This is a genomic window from Desulfosarcina sp., assembly GCF_046496365.1.
In the GTDB taxonomy this organism is placed as follows: Bacteria; Desulfobacterota; Desulfobacteria; order Desulfobacterales; family Desulfosarcinaceae; genus Desulfosarcina.
Genome location: NZ_JAWOHB010000142.1, coordinates 1 through 18,009 on the forward strand (window position 1 = coordinate 1; position 18,009 = coordinate 18,009).

The window sequence follows — 18,009 nt, forward strand, 5'->3', positions numbered from 1 at the left end:
ATCCCCATCCGCTTTGGCGTTCTTTCTAACTTACCCTATTGAGGTTTAACCCCCACAAACAGATTGGCGATACCCAATGTTTTCATGGCAATCATGGCGCAAGCGGGCTTTTCCCCTATCACCTGCCGCCGGATGACATTGGGTATCGCCAATCTGTTTGTGGGGGTTAAACCTCAATAGGGTAAGTTAGAAAGAACGCCAAAGCGGATGGGGATGCAATGTTCTCGAACCGAAGGGTCAGTCAGCGACGAAACCCACATTGACCCGATTATCAATCCATCCAATCGAAGGTGCGCTGAACCGCCTTGCGCCATCCTCGGATACCCGCCTGGCGTACATCATCATTCATCTTCGGCTGCCATGTCTTGTCCACCGTCCAGTATTGTTTCAGATCGTCCATGGAGCCCCAGAATCCGACAGCCAGTCCGGCTGCATAGGCGGCACCCAGTGCCGTCGTCTCGGTGATGGACGGCCGGATCACCGGTACGTTGAGCAGATCAGCCTGAAACTGCATGAGCAGATCGTTGGCCACCATGCCACCGTCTACTTTGAGGCTGTTGAGCACCACACCCGAGTCTTTTTTCATGGCCTCCATAATATCCAGGGTCTGGTAGGCGTTGGCCTCCAGAACCGCGCGGGCAATGTGGCTCTTGTTGACATAGCGGGTAAGGCCGGCGATAACACCGCGGGCATCGGAACGCCAATAGGGGGCAAACAAGCCTGAAAAGGCTGGAACAATGTAGGTGCCGCCGTTGTCATCCACACTTCGGGCCAGCGTCTCAACCTCTGGCGCCGAACCGATCAGCCCCAGGTTGTCCCGCAGCCACTGCACCAGGGCACCGGCAATGGCCACCGACCCTTCCAGGCAGTAAACCGGCTTTTCCCCGCTGACCTGGTATGCCACGGTGGTCAGCAGGCCGTGGGCGGACTGAACCGGCTCAAGGCCGGTATTAAGAAGCATGAAGCAACCGGTCCCGTAAGTGTTCTTGGCTTCACCAACCTCAAAACAGGTCTGGCCTACCAGGGCGGCCTGTTGGTCTCCCAGGGCTCCGCAGACCGGCACCGTCGCAGATAGAGGACCTTCCTTGAGCGTGTGGCCCCAGGTGTTTTTGTCGATGGACGGTACAATCCGCGGCAGCATCTGCCGGGGAATCCCCATGATCGAAAGGATCTCATCGTCCCAGTCCAGCGTTTTCAGGTCCATAAGCAGTGTACGCGAAGCATTGGAGACATCGGTCACATGCGCACCGCCGGCCGGTCCCCCGGTAAGCTGCCAGATAATCCAGGTCTCGATGGTGCCGAACAGCGCCCGGCCCCTGTCCGCGGCAACCTTCGCCTCGGGAGTGTTATCGAGTATCCATTTGATTTTCGGTCCGGAGAAATAAGTGGCAATGGGCAGCCCGGTTTTTCTACGAAAGCGATCCTGCCCGCCCTCTTTTTTCAGGATGTTGCAGATTTCATCTGTACGCGTGCACTGCCACACAATGGCGTTGTGAAAGGGCTGGCCGGTTTTTTTATCCCAGACCACTGCCGTTTCCCGCTGGTTGGTTATTCCGATGGCAGCAATATCCTTGCCTGTAGCACCGACCTTTCCCATGGCGCCTTTGATCACCCTTCGGGTGTTTTCCCAGATCTCCAGGGGGGCATGCTCGACCCAGCCCGGCCTGGGAAAGATCTGCTCGTGTTCCTTTTGGTCAACGCCGGCAATTTGTCCCTGATGGTCGAAAAGGATAAAACGACTGCTGGTGGTTCCCAAATCCAATGCGCCGATATAACTGGCCATGTGTCGCTCCTCTCCTTGAGCATGGGTTGACCCGAACGATGGGATGGTTCTCTCGGAATTAACATTTTTCGCGGAAATGGACAACCGGATTAAAAGGCTAAACGCCAAGCCACCGGGACGATTGGGCAGCAGGCTGACAGCCGGATTCAGCGCTGGCTGCAGGCGAGCGACCTGTCAATGGCTTCGACCGCACCGTACGCCGTGGCCACGGCGAGCCCGGTTCCACTTTTGGTTCGGATCCAGTCCTGGTGGGCCAGAATGGAACCGGCCGCATACAGATTGTCATAAACGACCCGGCCATCTTGATTCAAGGGCCGAAACCGGTCGTCCACCTCGATTCCGGCAAGATTGATGGCGTGGCCCCGGGGATCCAGAAATTGCTCCCGGTGCCAGCAGCTGCGGTCATGCGGCTGACAAACAGGCAGATCCATGAGCGCTTCGCGGATACCCTGGCGCTGGGCCACCAGCCCTTTACCCAGAAACCGGCCGGTGGCCAGCAGCACACAATCCGCCGTCACGGTTGTCTCGGGTTCGGTTTTGCCCAGCTCGATGGCAAACCGACCGTCTGTTTGACGATTTATGGAATAAACCCGGTGGTGATAATAGCATTTAACCCCCAGCTGAGGCATACGGCGGTCAAAGGTCTCCTTGAGGCGAATGCCGGAAACGGCCGGCGGCATGGTGGGAATCTCGAAAACAGGTCGCCCTATCATCTGCTGGAGGTCCCTGTGAACACCTTTGGTGTCGTGGATCCCGAGAATGGCGGGTATCCCCACATATTTCGCCTGGTATATATGGGGGCGGATGGATTCGGCCAGCTCCCGGCGAGCCGCCTCTACCTCCATGCCCCGAGCGATGTGTTCTGCATATTTGGGTCCCAGTCGGTTTTCCTGGCGCATATCAATGGAAGCGGCCGCCAATGCCGGCCATGCCGGTTTCAGCGTGTCGACAATCTGCAGCGCACTGAAGCCGCGCAACCCCCGGACGTCAACGATCAGGCAGGGCGCCTTTTCCTCCAGCGCCCGAACCCCGGCCCACATGGTCGTGGGAACACGGAATGTACGCTTGATCGTTCCAACCGAAGTGATCAGCCTGGCATTTTTATCGGGATAACCCGCATAGGGATGGCCGGCCTCCCCAAGAAACCTGGTGAGCAATTCAAACGCGGAACGAATCTGGCGGATGGACAGGCGGGAGAAGGGATGGTCGGGAACGTTTTGTTTGAGACGTTTCAGGGCCAAAAAGGGTTCATCGATCAACACACGGGTGCTGTCGTGGGTGACGCCGTATAGATCGAACAGGCCACTGGCATATAGGGTTTCTCCGGTGAGCCCGGCCTGCACGGTGGCAATACCGCGCCGAGCGGCAAACAGGGCCGCAGCGGTTCCAGCCATACCGGCCCCGACAACCATCAACCGACAAGAAACCGCCTCTGATTTATCTTTTTTCATGGCATGTATGCTTCTCGCCCCACGACCGGAAGCGTTACACGGATTCACTCACATCCAGACCCAGCAACCCACAGTGAAGCGCCTCCTGAAGTTCGGCCTGGGAGACAGCTGGCCCCCAGAGCAGCGGCTGCATTCCACGCCAGCGTTCATTCAAAAAATCCTTGAGCTCATCGACCCCTTCACTTTCTTTGAGCATGCCTTCGTTGTACATATGGGCGGCCATGCGCAAACTGCAAAAGGATCCCTGACAGGGCCCTTTGCCCACCCGACTGCGCTGGCCCATCTCCCGCAGACCGGGACGGTGGCCGGCAGTTGCCAGTGTGGCGGCAATTTCGTTGAACACGCTGGTGGGAACCATTTCACATTCGCAAAGCAACAGGTCCGAAGGGTCCTTTTTTTTGAACCACATTTTTGGCGTCAGTCCCGGCTCGGTAAAGCGGGCCTCACTGGAAGCGGGCAGGGGGTCTTCGGCAGTTCGGCAGGGAACGGTATTTCCCAACCGTTGGCAAACCAAATCCGCGGTCTTCTCCGCCATGAGTCGATAGGTGGTGAGCTTGCCGCCCGTGATGGTAATAAAATTCACCAGCCCGTCTTCTTCATGGCCCAGCAGCGAATAGCCGCGGCTCACAGCACGGTCTTCCGAACCGCTGCCTGATCTGACTAAGGGCCGAATACCCGCATAGGCGCGGATGAAACGGGTATCAGCAAGCTTGGGAACCATTTCCATGCCATCGCGGATCATGGAATCGATTTCGGCAACGGTGGGTCGGCACTTGTCCGGCGAGTCGATCCGTTTGGATGTCGTACCGAAAATGGACACTGTCCCGGCAGGAACCAGAATATCCGCATCTGCTGGCTGGCGCAGCCGGTTGATCACTCGCTGGCCAATCCGCGCCTGGCTGATGATCAAGCTGCCTTGGGAATAGACCATGCGGATACAGGCGCCGGCCATGGCCGCCACCTCCCCAGCCCATGCCCCGCTGGCGTTGACGATCTGATCGGCATGAACCCGCACATCGTTCCCGTTGCGCAGCGCTGACAGCCGCACCGTTTCAATGCATCCGGCGTGCTTGTCAAAGCCCACCACCTTGTGATGCAGCAGCAAACAGGTTCCCAGCCTCCCGGCCTGAGCCAGATTGTCCAATGAAAGTTTAAACGGGTCGACGGAAGCATCCTCCACGGCGAAGGCGGCGATGGTGTGCGGTGAAAGGCAGGGCTCCATTTCCAGGGCTTCCCTTGGGTCAACCACTGCGGCGGCGATACCGCAGCCTGCGCAGCGGTCGGTAAAATCGGCAATGTATCTTTCGTCATCTCCCTTCACAGCGACAAATAGTCCGCCGGTGTTTTCGACACACTGAGGTGCCAGACGCTTGATTAGCGCCCCCTCGTCACGGCATTCCCGCGCTGCCGCAGGGTCGGAGGAAATATACCGGGCGCCGCTGTGCAACAGGCCGTGGTTTCCACCGGAAGCTCCGGCATTGATGTCCTGCTTTTCAACCAGGATGCAGGCGATGCCGCGAAGCGCCAAGTCCCTGGCCAGGCCCGCACCGGTTGCACCACCGCCGATGATCAGCACCTGGGTTGACAAGGTTTTATTCATCATGACCGTCAAACCGGCCATCCGGATGTTTCCGGGTTGCCGTCACATGTGGTTTTCACTTGAGAAAAAGTGTCGTGAATGGTATGCATAATAGAAAAATTATCTGCCTGTTAATCAATTTTTTACCTTCAAAAATAGCACGGCAGGGAAAATTTGTCACCTGAAATGTTCGTATAAAATCAATGGCAGTAAAAAAATTTCCTAAACGAAAATATCCTTTCGACTCAGCCGGGACTCCAGTAAAATGAAAAACAACCATGCCTTGGACCAAATGGCCCCAGCAGCCAGAATGAAAGGCAAAGCGGGGCCGGTTCGCAAACGCCACGAAAAAATCCGAAAAATGGTGCAGACCCAGGGTTTCGTAACCATTGAAACCCTGGCGCAGGCCTTTTCGGTAACACCGCAGACGATTCGCCGGGACATCAATACGCTCAGCGAAATGGGCCATTTGTGCCGCTATCATGGCGGCGCCGCCATGCCGACATCAACGGAAAACGTCGCTTACACCGAGCGCAAGGTGCTCTGCTTTCGAGAAAAGCAAAAAATCGCCCACTTGCTGGCCCAGCACATTCCGGACAACGCCTCCCTGTTTATCAATATTGGCACGACCACCGAAGCCATCGCCCATGCCTTGTGCAACCACAAGCGCCTGCGGGTGATCACCAACAATCTGAACGTGGCCTCAATCATGAGTGCAAATGAAAAATTCGAAGTCATCGTGGCCGGCGGGCTGGTCCGCCACCGGGACCAGGGTATAATCGGCGAAGCCACCATCGATTTCATCAGCCAGTTCAAAGTGGATTACGGCATCATCGGTATCAGCGGCATCGATTTTGACGGAACCCTTCTGGACTTTGATTACCGTGAAGTCCGGGCCGCCCGGGCCATCATCGACAATTCTCGCAAGGTGTTTCTGGCAACTGACCACACCAAATTTGGACGCAACGCCATGGTTCGTCTTGGGAGCATTGCCGAAATAGATTGTATTTTTACAGACCGCCTGCCCCCTGCCGGACTTGCCGAAATCATCGCCGCATCGGAGGTAGCGCTCCACGTCGCCTGAAAAGAACGCCAAAAATTTTCGCTTGCGAAAATAAAATCGGGATGTTAGGTTAATCCCCAACATCCCACTTCTCTTGCTCACACCCCAACCATCGCGCTGAGTCTACAGATCGGAGTCCGAACGATGGGTTTAACCCTCCAGAAAATCAGTAAAATTGTGGCCGGAGAGACGCATCTCCGGCAGATTGATCTTGCATTTGAAACGGGATCCCGCAATGTGCTGCTGGGCAGAACTCTCTCCGGAAAAACCTCGCTTCTGCGCATCATGGCCGGGCTGGACCGACCCACCCACGGAAAAATCATCATGAACGGCCAGGATGTAACCGGTGTTTCAGTGAGAAAAAGAAGCATCGCCATGGTCTACCAGCAGTTTATCAACTACCCCTCCTTGTCCGTTTATGAAAACATCGCATCTCCGCTAAAAATTATGGGCATATCCAAAAGGGAAATAGACCGGCGGGTCCGCGAAACCGCGGAAATGTTGCATCTGGAGGATATGCTCAACCGGGTTCCCGCTGAGCTGTCCGGCGGCCAGCAGCAGCGAACCGCCATCGCCCGCGCCCTGGTTAAAGATGCCCAGTTGCTGCTTCTGGATGAACCCCTGGTCAACCTTGATTACAAACTGCGAGAAGAACTGCGGGTGGAGTTGCAGGAAATTTTCCGGAAACGGTCCGCCATTGTGGTCTATACCACCACTGAACCCTCCGAAGCCTTGATGTTGGGCGGAAATGTGGTGCTCTTGGATGAGGGGCGGGTTTTGCAGACCGGTGCCACCGCCACGGTGTATCAGCGACCCGAGACCCTGAGAGTTGCGGAGGTCTTCAGCGACCCCCCCATCAACGCCCTCGACAGTTCCGTAGCCAACGGCCGGGCTGTCATGGGAGAAGACATCGCGGTCCCCCTGCACGGACATCTTGCCGGGTTGGCGCATGAATCATACCGATTCGCCTTCCGGTCCAACCACCTGTGGCTTTCCAGGCGGGCGGACGGAGACATCGCCATCACCGGCAGGGTTGAACTGGCCGAGATCAATGGCTCGGAAACCTTCATCTACATCCATCATGGAAAAAGCGCCTTCGTGGTGCAGCAGGACGGGGTGCATCCCTTTACCATGGGAAGCATGATCACCGTGTTCATCAACCCGGCGCACCTTTATGTCTACGACACCACCGGCCGGCTGGTAGCCGCTCCCCAGGCGGGTGGAACCGCCGTGCAACCACAGCCAGGAGAACGCCATGGCGCGGATTGAATTCGATGAAATCGCCCACTCCTACCACCCCAACCCTGCAACGCGATCAGACTATGCGTTAAAAGAGATCAATACCGTTTGGGAAGATGGCGGCGCCTATGCCCTACTGGGACCTTCCGGTTGCGGCAAGACCACACTGCTCAACGTCATTTCCGGACTGCTCAAGCCCAGCCGGGGCCGGGTGCTTTACGACGGCACCGATGTGACCGCCTTGCCTCCGGAAAAGCGCAACATCGCCCAGGTGTTCCAGTTTCCTGTGCTCTACGACACCATGAGCGTTTTCGACAATCTGGCCTTTCCGTTAAAAAACCGGGGCTTTAATAAAGCGGACGCCGCCCGGCGGGTGCAGGAGGTGGCCGAAATCCTCGACTTGACCCCGGATCTGAAGAAAAAGGCGGCCGGCCTGAGCGCCGATGCCAAGCAGAAAATTTCCCTGGGCCGCGGCCTGGTTCGCAGCGACGTGGCGGCCGTACTCTTCGATGAACCCCTGACCGTGATCGATCCCCATTTGAAATGGCATCTTCGGCGCAAGCTCAAAGAGATCCACGAACAATTGAAGCTTACCCTGATCTATGTCACCCACGACCAGGTGGAAGCCTTGACCTTCGCGGATCAGGTAATCCTCATGTACGAAGGCGAAATCCTTCAGATCGGCACACCGGAGGAGCTCGTTGAAAATCCCCGCCACAAATTCGTCGGTTATTTTATCGGAAGTCCCGGCATGAATTTTCTGCCCTGCATCCTTGAAGGCCAAAAGGCACGGGTCGGCGGGGTGACCATCGCCCTGGATCCGGAAACAGCCGCTCTCGGGGCCGAGGCCCGGGGGGTGCTGGAGCTGGGCATCCGCCCCATGCACCTGAAGGTACACAGCTCGGCGGTCGACGGTGGCGTGCCGGTAACGGTGAAAACCGTGGAAGACCAGGGCAGCTTCCAAATTCTGACAACCGCCCTCAACGGTCACACCCTACTAGTCCGCGTGCCTGAGGGGCACCCGGTTCCGGAATCCCAGGCGTGGCTGAAGTTTCCGCCGCAACGAACCAAACTGTTTGCCGACGAACGGCTGGTCAGATAAAGGGAGGAACCCATGGAAAAATGGGCCGACAACAAGGCATGGTTTCTGGTGCTGCCGGTTTTTGTCGTCGTGGCTTTCAGCGCCATTATTCCGCTGATGACCGTGGTCAATTACTCGATCCAGGACATTTTCGGTCCGGGCAATGCCGTATTTGTCGGGACTGAGTGGTTTAAGGCGATGTTGACCGATACTCGCCTACACGATGCCCTGGGGCGCCAGTTTATATTTTCTGGATTGGTCCTGCTGATCGAAATCCCCATGGGAATCCTGATCGCGCTGGCCATGCCCAAAAGGGGCTGGGGTGCCTCCGCCAGTCTGGTAACACTGGCAATTCCCCTGCTGATTCCGTGGAATGTGATCGGCACCATCTGGATCATCTTTACCCGACCGGATATCGGCTTGTTCGGTGTCGGCATCAACAGTCTGAATCTTCTCGATGTACCCTTTGACCATACCGCACGACCCGCTTACGCATGGGTCACCTTGATGGCTATGGAGGTCTGGCACTGGACGCCGCTGGTGGCGTTGCTTTGTTATGCCGGGCTGCGCGCAATCCCGGAGGCCTATTACCAGGCCGCTAAAATTGACGGCGCTTCGTCCTGGGCGGTCTTTCGCTATATCCAACTACCCAAAATGCGCGGTGTCCTTACGATCGCCGTTTTACTCAGGTGGATGGACAGCTTTCTCATTTACGCCGAACCCTTTGCGCTAACTGGCGGAGGACCGGGCAACTCAACAACCTTTCTGTCCATCTATCTGGTCAAACTGGCCACCGGCCAGTTTGACCTCGGACCGGCCGCAGCCTTTTCCCTGATTTATTTTCTCATCGTTCTCCTGTTCAGTTTTATCTTCTACCAGGCGCTCCTGAATGTGGGCAAAGGAGAAAAGCCGTCATGAAAATCCAAAAAAGAACCTTCGCCTTACTCTTCTATTTCGCGGTCCTGATTGTTCCCATATACTGGATGCTGAATATGTCGCTACGCAGCAACGCGGATATCATGCGCTCTTTCTCCCTCTACCCATCCGACATTACCTTTGAAAACTACATAAAGGTTTTCACCGATTATACCTGGTATTCGGGCTACATCAATGCGATGATCTACGTGAGCCTGAATACCGTCATGTCCCTGGCCTTTGCGCTGCCTGCGGCCTATGCCTTTTCACGCTTTAAATTCCTCGGCGATGGACAGATGTTTTTTTGGCTGCTGACCAACCGCATGGCCCCGCCGGCGGTATTTTTGCTGCCCTATTTCCAACTCTACTCTACGGTAAACTTGATCGATACCCATATCGCCGTGGCCCTGGCGCATTGCCTTTTCAATGTGCCTCTGGCGGTTTGGATCCTGGAAGGATTCATGTCCGGCATCCCCAAAGAGATCGACGAAACGGCCTTTATCGACGGATACACCTTCCCGCGCTTCTTTATCACCATTTTCATTCCACTGATCCGTGCCGGCGTCGGCGTCACCGCATTTTTCTGCTTCATGTTCAGCTGGGTCGAGCTGTTGTTTGCGCGGACACTGACGGTCACCGAGGCCAAACCGATCGTCGCCACCATGACCCGGACCATCAGCGCCACCGGTTTGGACTGGGGCCTGCTGGCCGCCAATGGCATCCTCACCATCGTTCCGGGAGCCCTGGTCATCTGGTTCGTTCGCAACCACCTTGCCAAGGGGTTCGCACTGGGTCGCGTATAAAGGGGAGTCAGCATGCGTTTTGAATGGATGTATTGGACCGCCCCGACGGCAATTTTCTTCATCACCATTTTTCTGATGATCGCCGGCATGCTCGTTTGGGAACTGGTGTCGCCGACCGTCGAACGTCGCGGATTTCTGAAGATCCCAACCACGCGGGGCACCCGATTTTTTGTCGGTTTGCTGGGCACCGCCTATATCCATCTGGCCTGGCTCGGGCTCACGGATTTTAATTTGTGGTTTGCGTTACCCCTTTCAGCGGTTTGGCTGTTTATCGTGATGCGCTGGGGATAAAAAACAAACCCGTTTGTGGATACCCGAATCGCTCCAAAAAATTGTTGCACCCCGTTTTCAAATTTTCAAAAGCGGGCGGGTCTCTATCGTTGGGCGTTTACAGCCTTCACGCCGGCGATGCCGTCCGACAGCCCCATCCCACCCCTGAAGGCTTAAAGGAGGAGACCCATGAACGTGAAGATCAAAAAGACAATGCTTCTGGGAGTTGCTTTGGCGATCATGTTCGCCCTGGCAGCCGGTCCGGCCATGGCGGACATGGCCGCGGCAAAGAAGTGGGTTGACGAGGAGTTCCAACCCTCTACCCTGTCCAAAGAAGAACAGCTCAAGGAGATGGCGTGGTTCATCAATGCGGCCAAACCGTTTGTCGGCATGAACATCAAGGTCGTCTCCGAAACCATTCCAACGCATGAGTATGAGGCCAAAGTCCTGGCCAAAGCCTTCGAAGAGATCACCGGCATTAAGGTCGCTTTCGACCTGATCCAGGAAGGCGATGTTATTGAAAAACTGCAGACCCAATGGGCCTCGGGCAAAAATATTTATGACGGCTGGATTAACGATTCCGACCTGATCGGTACCCACGCCCGTTATGGCTATGTCGTGCCCTTGTCCGACTTCATGGCCGGCGAAGGCAAGGACGTGACCCTGCCGACGTTGGATGTCGACGACTTCATGGGCAAGTCTTTCACCACAGGACCGGACGGCAAGCTCTATCAGCTGCCGGATCAGCAGTTCGCCAACCTCTACTGGTTCCGTTACGACTGGTTCAAGCGGCCGGAATTCCAAAAGCAGTTTAAGGAGATCTACGGCTATGAACTGGGGGTTCCGGTCAACTGGTCGGCCTACGAGGATATTGCCGAATTTTTCACTGAACATGTCCGTGAAATAGACGGCAAGGCCGTTTTCGGCCACAACGACTATGGTAAAAAAGCTCCGGATCTCGGCTGGCGTTTTACCGATGCGTGGTTGTCCATGGCCGGTGCCGGAGACAAGGGCATTCCCAATGGCAAGCCGGTGGATGAGTGGGGCATCCGCATGGAAGGCTGTCAGCCTGTAGGCGCGACCGTGGCGCGCGGTGGTGCCGCCAATGGTCCGGCAGCCAAGTACGCGCTTCGCAAATATATGGAATGGCTGAGGAAGTATGCCCCTCCGGGAAGTCTGGGCATGGATTTTTACACCTATCTGCCATTTCTGGCAAATGGCAGTGTGGCCCAGCAGATCTTCTGGTACACCGCATTTTTGCCCAGCATGGTCGAACCGGGGCCAACGGTGAATGAAGACGGTACCCCCAAATGGCGCATGGCCCCTTCACCCCATGGCCCCTACTGGGAAGAAGGCATGAAGCTGGGTTATCAGGACTGCGGCTCCTGGACCTTTATGGAGAGCACGCCCCTCGAGCGCCGCAAGGCAGCCTGGCTGTTTGCCCAGTTCTGCGTAGCCAAAACCACCTCGCTTAAAAAAGCCCATGTGGGGTTGACCCCCATTCGTGACAGCGACATCCGTCATGAATCCTTCACCGAAAGAGCCCCCAAACTCGGCGGTCTGGTGGAATTTTACCGCAGCCCGGCCCGCGTTGCCTGGACGCCGACCGGCGTCAATGTGCCCGATTATCCGAAACTGGCCCAGTTGTGGTGGCAGAATATCGGCGAGGCGGTATCAGGTGAAGTGACCGTGGACACGGCCATGGACAATCTGGCCCAAGAGATGGACAAAGTGCTGGAGCGCATCGCCCGCTCCAAGACCCAAAGCGAGTGCGGCCCAAAACTGAATCCAGAGAAGGATGAAGCCTACTGGCTGAACCAGCCCGGCTCACCCAAAGCAAAATTGGCCAACGAAAAACCCAAAGGCGAAACAGTCGACTATGACAAGCTGATCCAGGCCTGGCGCGAGGGAAAGGTGAAATAACGCCAACGCCCCTACAAAACAAAGAACGGGTGGCCGGTCCCTTTTGGAACCGGCCACGGTCTTTTTTAGCTCCGCTTGCTCAGTTGCCTATGGGTGCGATTCACGCCCCTTCGCTTGGACGACCAATCTGGTGGCCGTATTGAACCCTCCCCGCGGCAAGCCGCGGGGAGGGCGCTCGCTATCGCGGTTCACCGCTGCCGTCGCCTGGATTACCGTTTGACTTTGGCCATGGCCTTACGTTAAATACGGCCCAACCATCGAATGAACCTGAAAGGACACCCCATGAACGAGGCGGAAAAAACAGCCTGTATCTCGCCGGTGCGACTGGGATACGGCAGTCAATTTAAATTTAAATGCAAACCCGGGGTGTCGTGCTTTACCCTGTGTTGCCGTGGCATCCATATCATTTTGACCCCCTATGACATCATCCGGATGAAAAACCGCCTGGGCCTTTCGTCCCGGGAATTTCTGGCCCTCTACACGCAACCGCACCTGCTGGAAAAAACAGACCTGCCCATGGTCACCCTCAAACTGCTCGACGACGAGCGCGAATCCTGTCCCTTTGTCAAAGATAAAAAAGGCTGCATCATCTATACGGATCGCCCCACGTCATGCCGCTACTATCCGCTGGGTGTGGCCACGCTGCAGCACAAGGAGGGTGCCGACGACGACGGCTTTTTCTTTTTTATCAACGAGCCCCACTGCAAGGGTTTCGAAGAAGATGCCGACTGGACCGTGGCCAAATGGCGCGAAGACCAGGGGGTTGATCTGCGGGACGAAATCAACCGCGAGTGGACGGACCTTGTGGTGCGCAAACGCTCCTTTCCACCCAATATTAAACTGACCGAAAAGGCCAAGCAGATGTTTTTCCTGGTGAGCTATGACATCGACAAATTCAGAGAATTTGTCTTCGATACCTCATTTCTCAAGCGTGTCGACGTAGACGGCAGCACCGTGGAAAAAATCAGGCGTGATGAAATCGAACTGCTCAAATTCGGACTGAAGTGGCTCAAAGGGGCTTTGTTTAAGCAAACCGATCCCGAACAGCAGGCGGCCAACTTCGCGGATAAGGGATTTCCGACTTGAGATATGGGCCGGCAGCGCAGCACCCCTCCACGAATGGCAACTTTCGATGCCCAGACCGGCGTTCTCGTTCAAAGGCAAGATCAGTAGTTCGGATAATACAGCCCTTCCAGCAAGCGTTGGTCGCTGAGCCGCGCATCAATGTTCACGTTGAAGCAGTCCGCCAGCGGTGCGAAAATTTCCGGGTTGGCCGACTGAACGGTCTTGGCAATGTTCACCACCTGCTCCAGGCCGGCCCGGCTCATTTTTCCCAGCGGCGCGCGGCAGGGTCCCGAGGGCATTCCCAGCAATTGCATCAGGGTCTTGAGTGCCAGCGGATTTCGTGCCCGGCACACCACCTCACCATAGGGCGTTTTCTCCATGGTTTTTACCGTGACCAGCCCGAACAGCGGCGTCAGAGCGTCCGCCAGCTTTCGGGCCTGTTCGATCTGATCGGCCGCCAACAGGCGGACCAGATCGCTCATGGCCCGAGGGACAATGTTGGCGACCACGGATATCACCCCTGCGGCGGCAATCTGGGGATCGGTCATCATTTCAAACGTCAACCCGTCGTCACCGGAAAAAATGGCGTATTCGGACCCGCAGCATCTGCGGGTTCGGCGCATGTTGTCAAGATCTCCAGTGGCCTCTTTCACCGCATTTACATTCGGGTGTTCCTCGAACAGCAAGGCCAGGTCTTCGGGTAGCAGCTGTGCACCGGTTCGCCCCGGTATGACATAGGGGATAATGGGTAAATCGGGAAAGGCGGCCGCCACCTTGGCAATGTACTCTTTTCTGATCTCCATGGAGCTGGGTCCGTTGTAATAGGGATCCACCAACAGCACCGCATCGGCGCCGGCTTCGACGGCGTGGCGGGTAGCGGAAAGCGCCTCTTTGGTGTTGTTGCTCCCCGCCCCGGCGATGCACAGGCATTTACCCTTGGTCCGACGTGAATAGTGCTGAACCACACGATTGTGCTCCTCCCATGCCAGGGTAGGGCTTTCACCTGTGGTCCCCACGGCCAGAATGCCGCTGATCCCATTTTGGATTTGAAAGTCGGCGAGGCGGGCAAGCCCTGCTTCATCGACCTCCGAACCGTCGAAAGGCGTGACCATCGCAGTATAACATCCTGAATTCATATTACCTCCTTAAAATGTCACATTGTTAAGGAAGTTGCTTTTTTATGTCAAGGGAAAAGCGGAATGGCATCGATTATTTTCCTTGACACAGGCAAGCGGTCACGTTAATTTTTTTGATTTAATGAGCAAATCACCACCGGTGAAGCCACCGGAAAAGGATGTTACCATGGAAAAAGCACCCAATGCGGAAGCGTTCATTGACCAGCAAAAAAATGCCATCGCCTCAAACCCCGATTGTGGCACCTCTCACTACAACCTTGGTGTGGCCCTGTTGGGACAAGGAAAGGTCGAAGAAGCCGAAAAATCATTTTTCACTGCCATCGAGTGCAGCCCCGGACTGGCCGAAGCCTATGTCCAGATCGGCGGCATTTGCCTGAAGCGCGGAGATACGGATGGTTGCCTGGACTGGAACCAGCGGGCCGTCAAGGCCAAGCCAGGTTTTTCCGAGGGGTGGGGAAATATCGGATTTGTGCTGCTCCAACGCGGGGATGTCGATGGTGCCATCAAGGCCCTGGAAAAAGCCACCGTGTTCAATTTTCGTTTTATCCAGGCGTTTGCAACCTTGGCCAATGCCTATTTGATGAAGGGTCGGGTCAAGGACAGCATCGCCGCCAACCTCAAAGCGTTAAAACTTTCACCGGATTTTGCCATTGCCCACAACAATCTTGCCATCGCCTACCTGGAGGACGGACAGACTGATCTTGCCCTGGTGCATGCAGACAAAGCCAGGCAGCTGGGTTATGATGTGGCCCCACAAATAATGAATGAACTGGAACCTTTTCGCTCCTGATCATACCGGCTGAGTCTCCGGACATCGTCAAACCTGGTCCGGAGACCCGCTGACAATCATTTTCTCCGGTGCCCCCGTACCATGCCGATCGTTAATTTTTGCCTGTCCACAACCCGTCATCCCATTGATGAAAACCATTCGCTGTGGCATTGCCCGCTGCCGATCAATCGCCTGCCTGCAAACGGAGCAACCGGCCCGATTGACGCCAATGCGGTTACCTATGGCAGATATTTTTCAGCCATTGCAAGATTTTGCGCGGACGCCGGCTGGAATGTTGTCCTGCGGGCAGCCGCCAGAAAATTGGCCCAGCCGGTTTTACAGAAGGATCTGGGACGCCTGACTGTCTTTTTGGAAAAGCACGGGGCCTTTTACCATCCGGCCCGGATCCAGGTGGCGATCAAGGATCAAACACTCTGCTTTGTGGTCAACGTGGCCGTATCCGACCACGGACGCCAGGCCCTGCAGCGCGAGGTAAGGGCGCTGACGCATCTCAGTCGGCAGCGGCCCTTTGACTGGTTTCCCCGTATTTACGGCTGTTCCTCCACCGAGCCACCCATGTTTTTAGGGGACTGGTTTGACAATTTTCATGAATTCCACCTGACCCGGCGCCCTGACAGCGCTGACTTGGCCATGGTGGTCTGGGATGGGGCGGTTGCGCCGGTGTTGCTTACGGACAAACAGGTGGCGAATCTTTATCGAAACGCCACCATGATCCTGGCTGCCTGCTACGAACCGATCACCGCTTGTCAGATATTTCCATGGCACCATGCAGCCGGTGACTTTGTCGTCAAGGTTGAAGGGGAACGGGTGACCGTCAAACTGATCACCGTACGGGATTATGTTCCCCTTTCCGGCTTGGCCGCTGAACCGGAAGACGAAAGGGCGCTTCTGGATACACTGCTGCTTTTTTTCATCCACTTGTCCGTGTGCATGCGTCTGGACCGTATCGACGGGGTGGGAGCCGTTGCCTGGGCACCGGATCACTGTCTGGTTCCCATGCTGGACGGTTTTTTTCAGGGATTGGACCTGACCGCACGAATGAGCGGCTTTCCCGAATTGTTTTCCGAGATCGTCCGGGAATATTTTAACCGCCACGCATTGCCGGATCTGTTGGCCCTGGCAAAGCGGGTCACAGCGGCCGTTTTTAATGCGCGCTCCGAAGAGTATCGCGTTGTCGACAGCCACCTGCTCCATCACATCAGCGGGATTTGTCGAATATTGTCGGCTGGATAGGTAAAATTATGCCCCTGTGGCCGCACGTGATGGTGGCCAACCATGCAGAAGCGGGCTCGCAATACCACATGGTGTTGTTTTAAGAAAAGCTTTCGCTACATTTTGTATGCTCGGCGCGTTGATAGGGTCATCTGTTGCTTAACTGCTCGAAACCAGGCTTTTTTATTGACAAGCCCCATGATTAATTCTATATCTGCTCCTTGCAGTTTTTAGGATCAAAATCGCGTGATTCCGATAATCCCGACACGATATACAATAAAATCCGAGAGGAGGTGACCGTGAAACCCCCCATCGGGGTCGGTTCTATATTTTTTGGCAGGTTGGCTTAATATCAATTCAAATGGAGGTAAAAGATGGCAAAGCATGCAACCCCTTTGTTGGACCAGCTTGAGTCCGGGCCGTGGCCGAGCTTCGTGTCAGATCTGAAGCAGGAAGCCGCGCACAGGGCCAAGAACCCTAAAAACGTGGAATTCCAAGTCGCCCAGGACTGTGTCGATGACCTTCTGGGTGTATTGGAATTGTCCTTCAAACACGGAATGACCCATTGGAAACACGGTGGCATCGTGGGGGTCTTCGGTTACGGCGGCGGTGTAATCGGCCGCTATTGCGACCAGCCGCAGATGTTTCCGGGCGTGGCCCATTTTCACACCATGCGCATCGCCCAGCCCGGCGGCAAGTACTACACCACCGAATTCCTTAAAAAACTCTGCGACCTGTGGGAATTCCGCGGATCGGGCGTCACCAACATGCACGGCTCCACCGGTGATATAATCTTCATCGGAACTTCTACCCCGCAGCTGGAAGAAATTTTCTTCGAGCTGACCCACAACATGAACCAGGACCTGGGTGGCTCCGGCTCCAACCTGCGTACCCCGTCCGACTGCATCGGGTCCTCCCGTTGTGAATACTCCTGCTACGACACCCAGGACCTTTGCTACAACCTGACCCAGGAATATCAGGACGAACTGCATCGTCCGGCCTTCCCCTACAAGTTCAAGTTCAAGTTTGACGGCTGCCCTAACTGCTGCGTGGCTTCCATCGCCCGCGCGGACATCTCTTTTGTGGGTACCTGGAAGGATGACATCAAGATCGACCAGGAAGCAGTTGCCGGCTACGTCGGCGGCGAATTCGCCCCCAACGGCGGCGCCCACAGCGGTCGGGACTGGGGCAAGTTCGACATCGAAAAAGAGGTCACCGGCCTGTGCCCGACAAAATGCATGAAGTACGACAACGGCAAACTGTTCATCAACAATCGTGAGTGCACCCGCTGCATGCACTGCATCAATGTCATGCCCAGAGCCCTGCATATCGGTGAAGACCGCGGCCTCTCCATGCTGGTCGGCGCCAAGGCCCCGATTCTCGACGGCGCCCAGATGGGTTCCCTGCTGGTGCCCTTCATTAAAGTTGAAGAACCCTACGACGAAATCAAGGAAGTCATCGAAGGAATCTGGGATTGGTGGATGGAAGAAGGCAAAAACCGTGAACGTCTCGGTGAGCTGATCAAACGTCAGGGATTCCAGAAGCTGCTGGAGGCCACCAACATCAAAGCGATGCCGCAGCATGTTCAGGAACCGCGCCACAACCCCTACATCTTCTGGAAAGAGGAAGAGGTTGACGGCGGCTGGGATCGTGACATCAACGCATTCAGAAAAGACCACCTGAGATAGAGGGGAGGAAT

Annotated in this window: 15 protein-coding genes; 11 read left to right on the top strand and 4 right to left on the bottom strand. The window is 55.9% G+C overall.

Annotated elements, in window-relative coordinates:
* Positions 1-271 precede the first annotated feature (271 nt).
* The 3 genes from glpK to glpA all read right to left on the bottom strand — a co-directional run bounded on the left by glpK (position 272) and on the right by glpA (position 4,855).
* Positions 272-1,783, bottom strand: a complete 1,512-nt coding sequence (glpK, locus tag R6V78_RS13560; RefSeq protein ID WP_410289902.1) for a glycerol kinase GlpK — start codon at positions 1,781-1,783, stop codon at positions 272-274.
* 146 nt (positions 1,784-1,929) lie between these two features.
* On the bottom strand, positions 1,930-3,234 hold the full coding sequence (glpB, locus tag R6V78_RS13565) for a glycerol-3-phosphate dehydrogenase subunit GlpB (protein WP_410289903.1): 1,305 nt from the start codon (positions 3,232-3,234) through the stop codon (positions 1,930-1,932).
* Positions 3,235-3,268: 34 nt separating this feature from the next.
* Positions 3,269-4,855 (bottom strand): anaerobic glycerol-3-phosphate dehydrogenase subunit GlpA, encoded by a 1,587-nt coding sequence (glpA, locus tag R6V78_RS13570; protein ID WP_410289904.1) that lies wholly within the window; start codon positions 4,853-4,855, stop codon positions 3,269-3,271.
* A gap of 268 nt (positions 4,856-5,123) precedes the next feature.
* Between glpA and R6V78_RS13575 the strand changes: the two genes are divergently transcribed.
* The 8 genes from R6V78_RS13575 to R6V78_RS13610 all read left to right on the top strand — a co-directional run bounded on the left by R6V78_RS13575 (position 5,124) and on the right by R6V78_RS13610 (position 13,193).
* Positions 5,124-5,897, top strand: a complete 774-nt coding sequence (locus tag R6V78_RS13575; RefSeq protein ID WP_410289905.1) for a DeoR/GlpR family transcriptional regulator — start codon at positions 5,124-5,126, stop codon at positions 5,895-5,897.
* A 123-nt stretch (positions 5,898-6,020) separates the two neighbouring features.
* Entirely contained in the window at positions 6,021-7,145 is a 1,125-nt protein-coding gene (locus R6V78_RS13580) for an ABC transporter ATP-binding protein (protein WP_410289906.1), read from the top strand.
* On the top strand, positions 7,132-8,217 hold the full coding sequence (locus R6V78_RS13585; protein ID WP_410289907.1) for an ABC transporter ATP-binding protein: 1,086 nt from the start codon (positions 7,132-7,134) through the stop codon (positions 8,215-8,217). The genes R6V78_RS13580 and R6V78_RS13585 overlap by 14 nt, the downstream gene beginning before the upstream one ends.
* Before the next feature lie 12 nt (positions 8,218-8,229).
* Complete coding sequence (locus R6V78_RS13590) at positions 8,230-9,114, top strand: carbohydrate ABC transporter permease (protein ID WP_410289908.1); 885 nt, start codon at positions 8,230-8,232, stop codon at positions 9,112-9,114.
* Entirely contained in the window at positions 9,111-9,914 is an 804-nt protein-coding gene (locus R6V78_RS13595) for a carbohydrate ABC transporter permease (RefSeq protein ID WP_410289909.1), read from the top strand. Before R6V78_RS13590 ends, R6V78_RS13595 begins: the two co-directional genes overlap by 4 nt.
* Before the next feature lie 12 nt (positions 9,915-9,926).
* Complete coding sequence (locus R6V78_RS13600; protein ID WP_410289910.1) at positions 9,927-10,205, top strand: DUF2160 domain-containing protein; 279 nt, start codon at positions 9,927-9,929, stop codon at positions 10,203-10,205.
* A 168-nt stretch (positions 10,206-10,373) separates the two neighbouring features.
* Positions 10,374-12,107 (top strand): ABC transporter substrate-binding protein, encoded by a 1,734-nt coding sequence (locus tag R6V78_RS13605; RefSeq protein WP_410289911.1) that lies wholly within the window; start codon positions 10,374-10,376, stop codon positions 12,105-12,107.
* A 282-nt stretch (positions 12,108-12,389) separates the two neighbouring features.
* Entirely contained in the window at positions 12,390-13,193 is an 804-nt protein-coding gene (locus R6V78_RS13610) for a YkgJ family cysteine cluster protein (protein ID WP_410289912.1), read from the top strand.
* 80 nt (positions 13,194-13,273) lie between these two features.
* Here R6V78_RS13610 and dapA read toward each other — a convergent pair whose 3' ends face one another.
* Positions 13,274-14,308, bottom strand: a complete 1,035-nt coding sequence (dapA, locus tag R6V78_RS13615; RefSeq protein WP_410289913.1) for a 4-hydroxy-tetrahydrodipicolinate synthase — start codon at positions 14,306-14,308, stop codon at positions 13,274-13,276.
* A gap of 166 nt (positions 14,309-14,474) precedes the next feature.
* Here dapA and R6V78_RS13620 point away from each other — a divergent pair, with 166 nt between their 5' ends.
* The 3 genes from R6V78_RS13620 to dsrA all read left to right on the top strand — a co-directional run bounded on the left by R6V78_RS13620 (position 14,475) and on the right by dsrA (position 17,998).
* Positions 14,475-15,098, top strand: coding sequence for a tetratricopeptide repeat protein (locus R6V78_RS13620; protein ID WP_410289914.1), 624 nt, complete (start codon positions 14,475-14,477; stop codon positions 15,096-15,098).
* Between the two features lie 81 nt (positions 15,099-15,179).
* Positions 15,180-16,331 (top strand): hypothetical protein, encoded by a 1,152-nt coding sequence (locus tag R6V78_RS13625; protein ID WP_410289915.1) that lies wholly within the window; start codon positions 15,180-15,182, stop codon positions 16,329-16,331.
* Between the two features lie 353 nt (positions 16,332-16,684).
* Positions 16,685-17,998 (top strand): dissimilatory-type sulfite reductase subunit alpha, encoded by a 1,314-nt coding sequence (dsrA, locus tag R6V78_RS13630; protein ID WP_410289916.1) that lies wholly within the window; start codon positions 16,685-16,687, stop codon positions 17,996-17,998.
* Positions 17,999-18,009: the final 11 nt, after the last annotated feature.

What these genes read in the sequence shown, in the direction of transcription:
- glpK (WP_410289902.1), bottom strand. Translation starts at nt 1,783, where the DNA reads ATGGCCAGTTATATCGGCGCATTGGATTTGGGAACCACCAGCAGTCGT.
- R6V78_RS13620 (WP_410289914.1), top strand. Translation starts at nt 14,475, where the DNA reads ATGGAAAAAGCACCCAATGCGGAAGCGTTCATTGACCAGCAAAAAAAT.
- R6V78_RS13585 (WP_410289907.1), top strand. Translation starts at nt 7,132, where the DNA reads ATGGCGCGGATTGAATTCGATGAAATCGCCCACTCCTACCACCCCAAC.
- R6V78_RS13595 (WP_410289909.1), top strand. Translation starts at nt 9,111, where the DNA reads ATGAAAATCCAAAAAAGAACCTTCGCCTTACTCTTCTATTTCGCGGTC.
- R6V78_RS13625 (WP_410289915.1), top strand. Translation starts at nt 15,180, where the DNA reads ATGCCGATCGTTAATTTTTGCCTGTCCACAACCCGTCATCCCATTGAT.
- dapA (WP_410289913.1), bottom strand. Translation starts at nt 14,308, where the DNA reads ATGAATTCAGGATGTTATACTGCGATGGTCACGCCTTTCGACGGTTCG.
- glpB (WP_410289903.1), bottom strand. Translation starts at nt 3,234, where the DNA reads ATGAAAAAAGATAAATCAGAGGCGGTTTCTTGTCGGTTGATGGTTGTC.
- R6V78_RS13590 (WP_410289908.1), top strand. Translation starts at nt 8,230, where the DNA reads ATGGAAAAATGGGCCGACAACAAGGCATGGTTTCTGGTGCTGCCGGTT.
- R6V78_RS13610 (WP_410289912.1), top strand. Translation starts at nt 12,390, where the DNA reads ATGAACGAGGCGGAAAAAACAGCCTGTATCTCGCCGGTGCGACTGGGA.
- dsrA (WP_410289916.1), top strand. Translation starts at nt 16,685, where the DNA reads ATGGCAAAGCATGCAACCCCTTTGTTGGACCAGCTTGAGTCCGGGCCG.
- R6V78_RS13605 (WP_410289911.1), top strand. Translation starts at nt 10,374, where the DNA reads ATGAACGTGAAGATCAAAAAGACAATGCTTCTGGGAGTTGCTTTGGCG.
- R6V78_RS13575 (WP_410289905.1), top strand. Translation starts at nt 5,124, where the DNA reads ATGAAAGGCAAAGCGGGGCCGGTTCGCAAACGCCACGAAAAAATCCGA.
- R6V78_RS13600 (WP_410289910.1), top strand. Translation starts at nt 9,927, where the DNA reads ATGCGTTTTGAATGGATGTATTGGACCGCCCCGACGGCAATTTTCTTC.
- glpA (WP_410289904.1), bottom strand. Translation starts at nt 4,855, where the DNA reads ATGGCCGGTTTGACGGTCATGATGAATAAAACCTTGTCAACCCAGGTG.
- R6V78_RS13580 (WP_410289906.1), top strand. Translation starts at nt 6,021, where the DNA reads ATGGGTTTAACCCTCCAGAAAATCAGTAAAATTGTGGCCGGAGAGACG.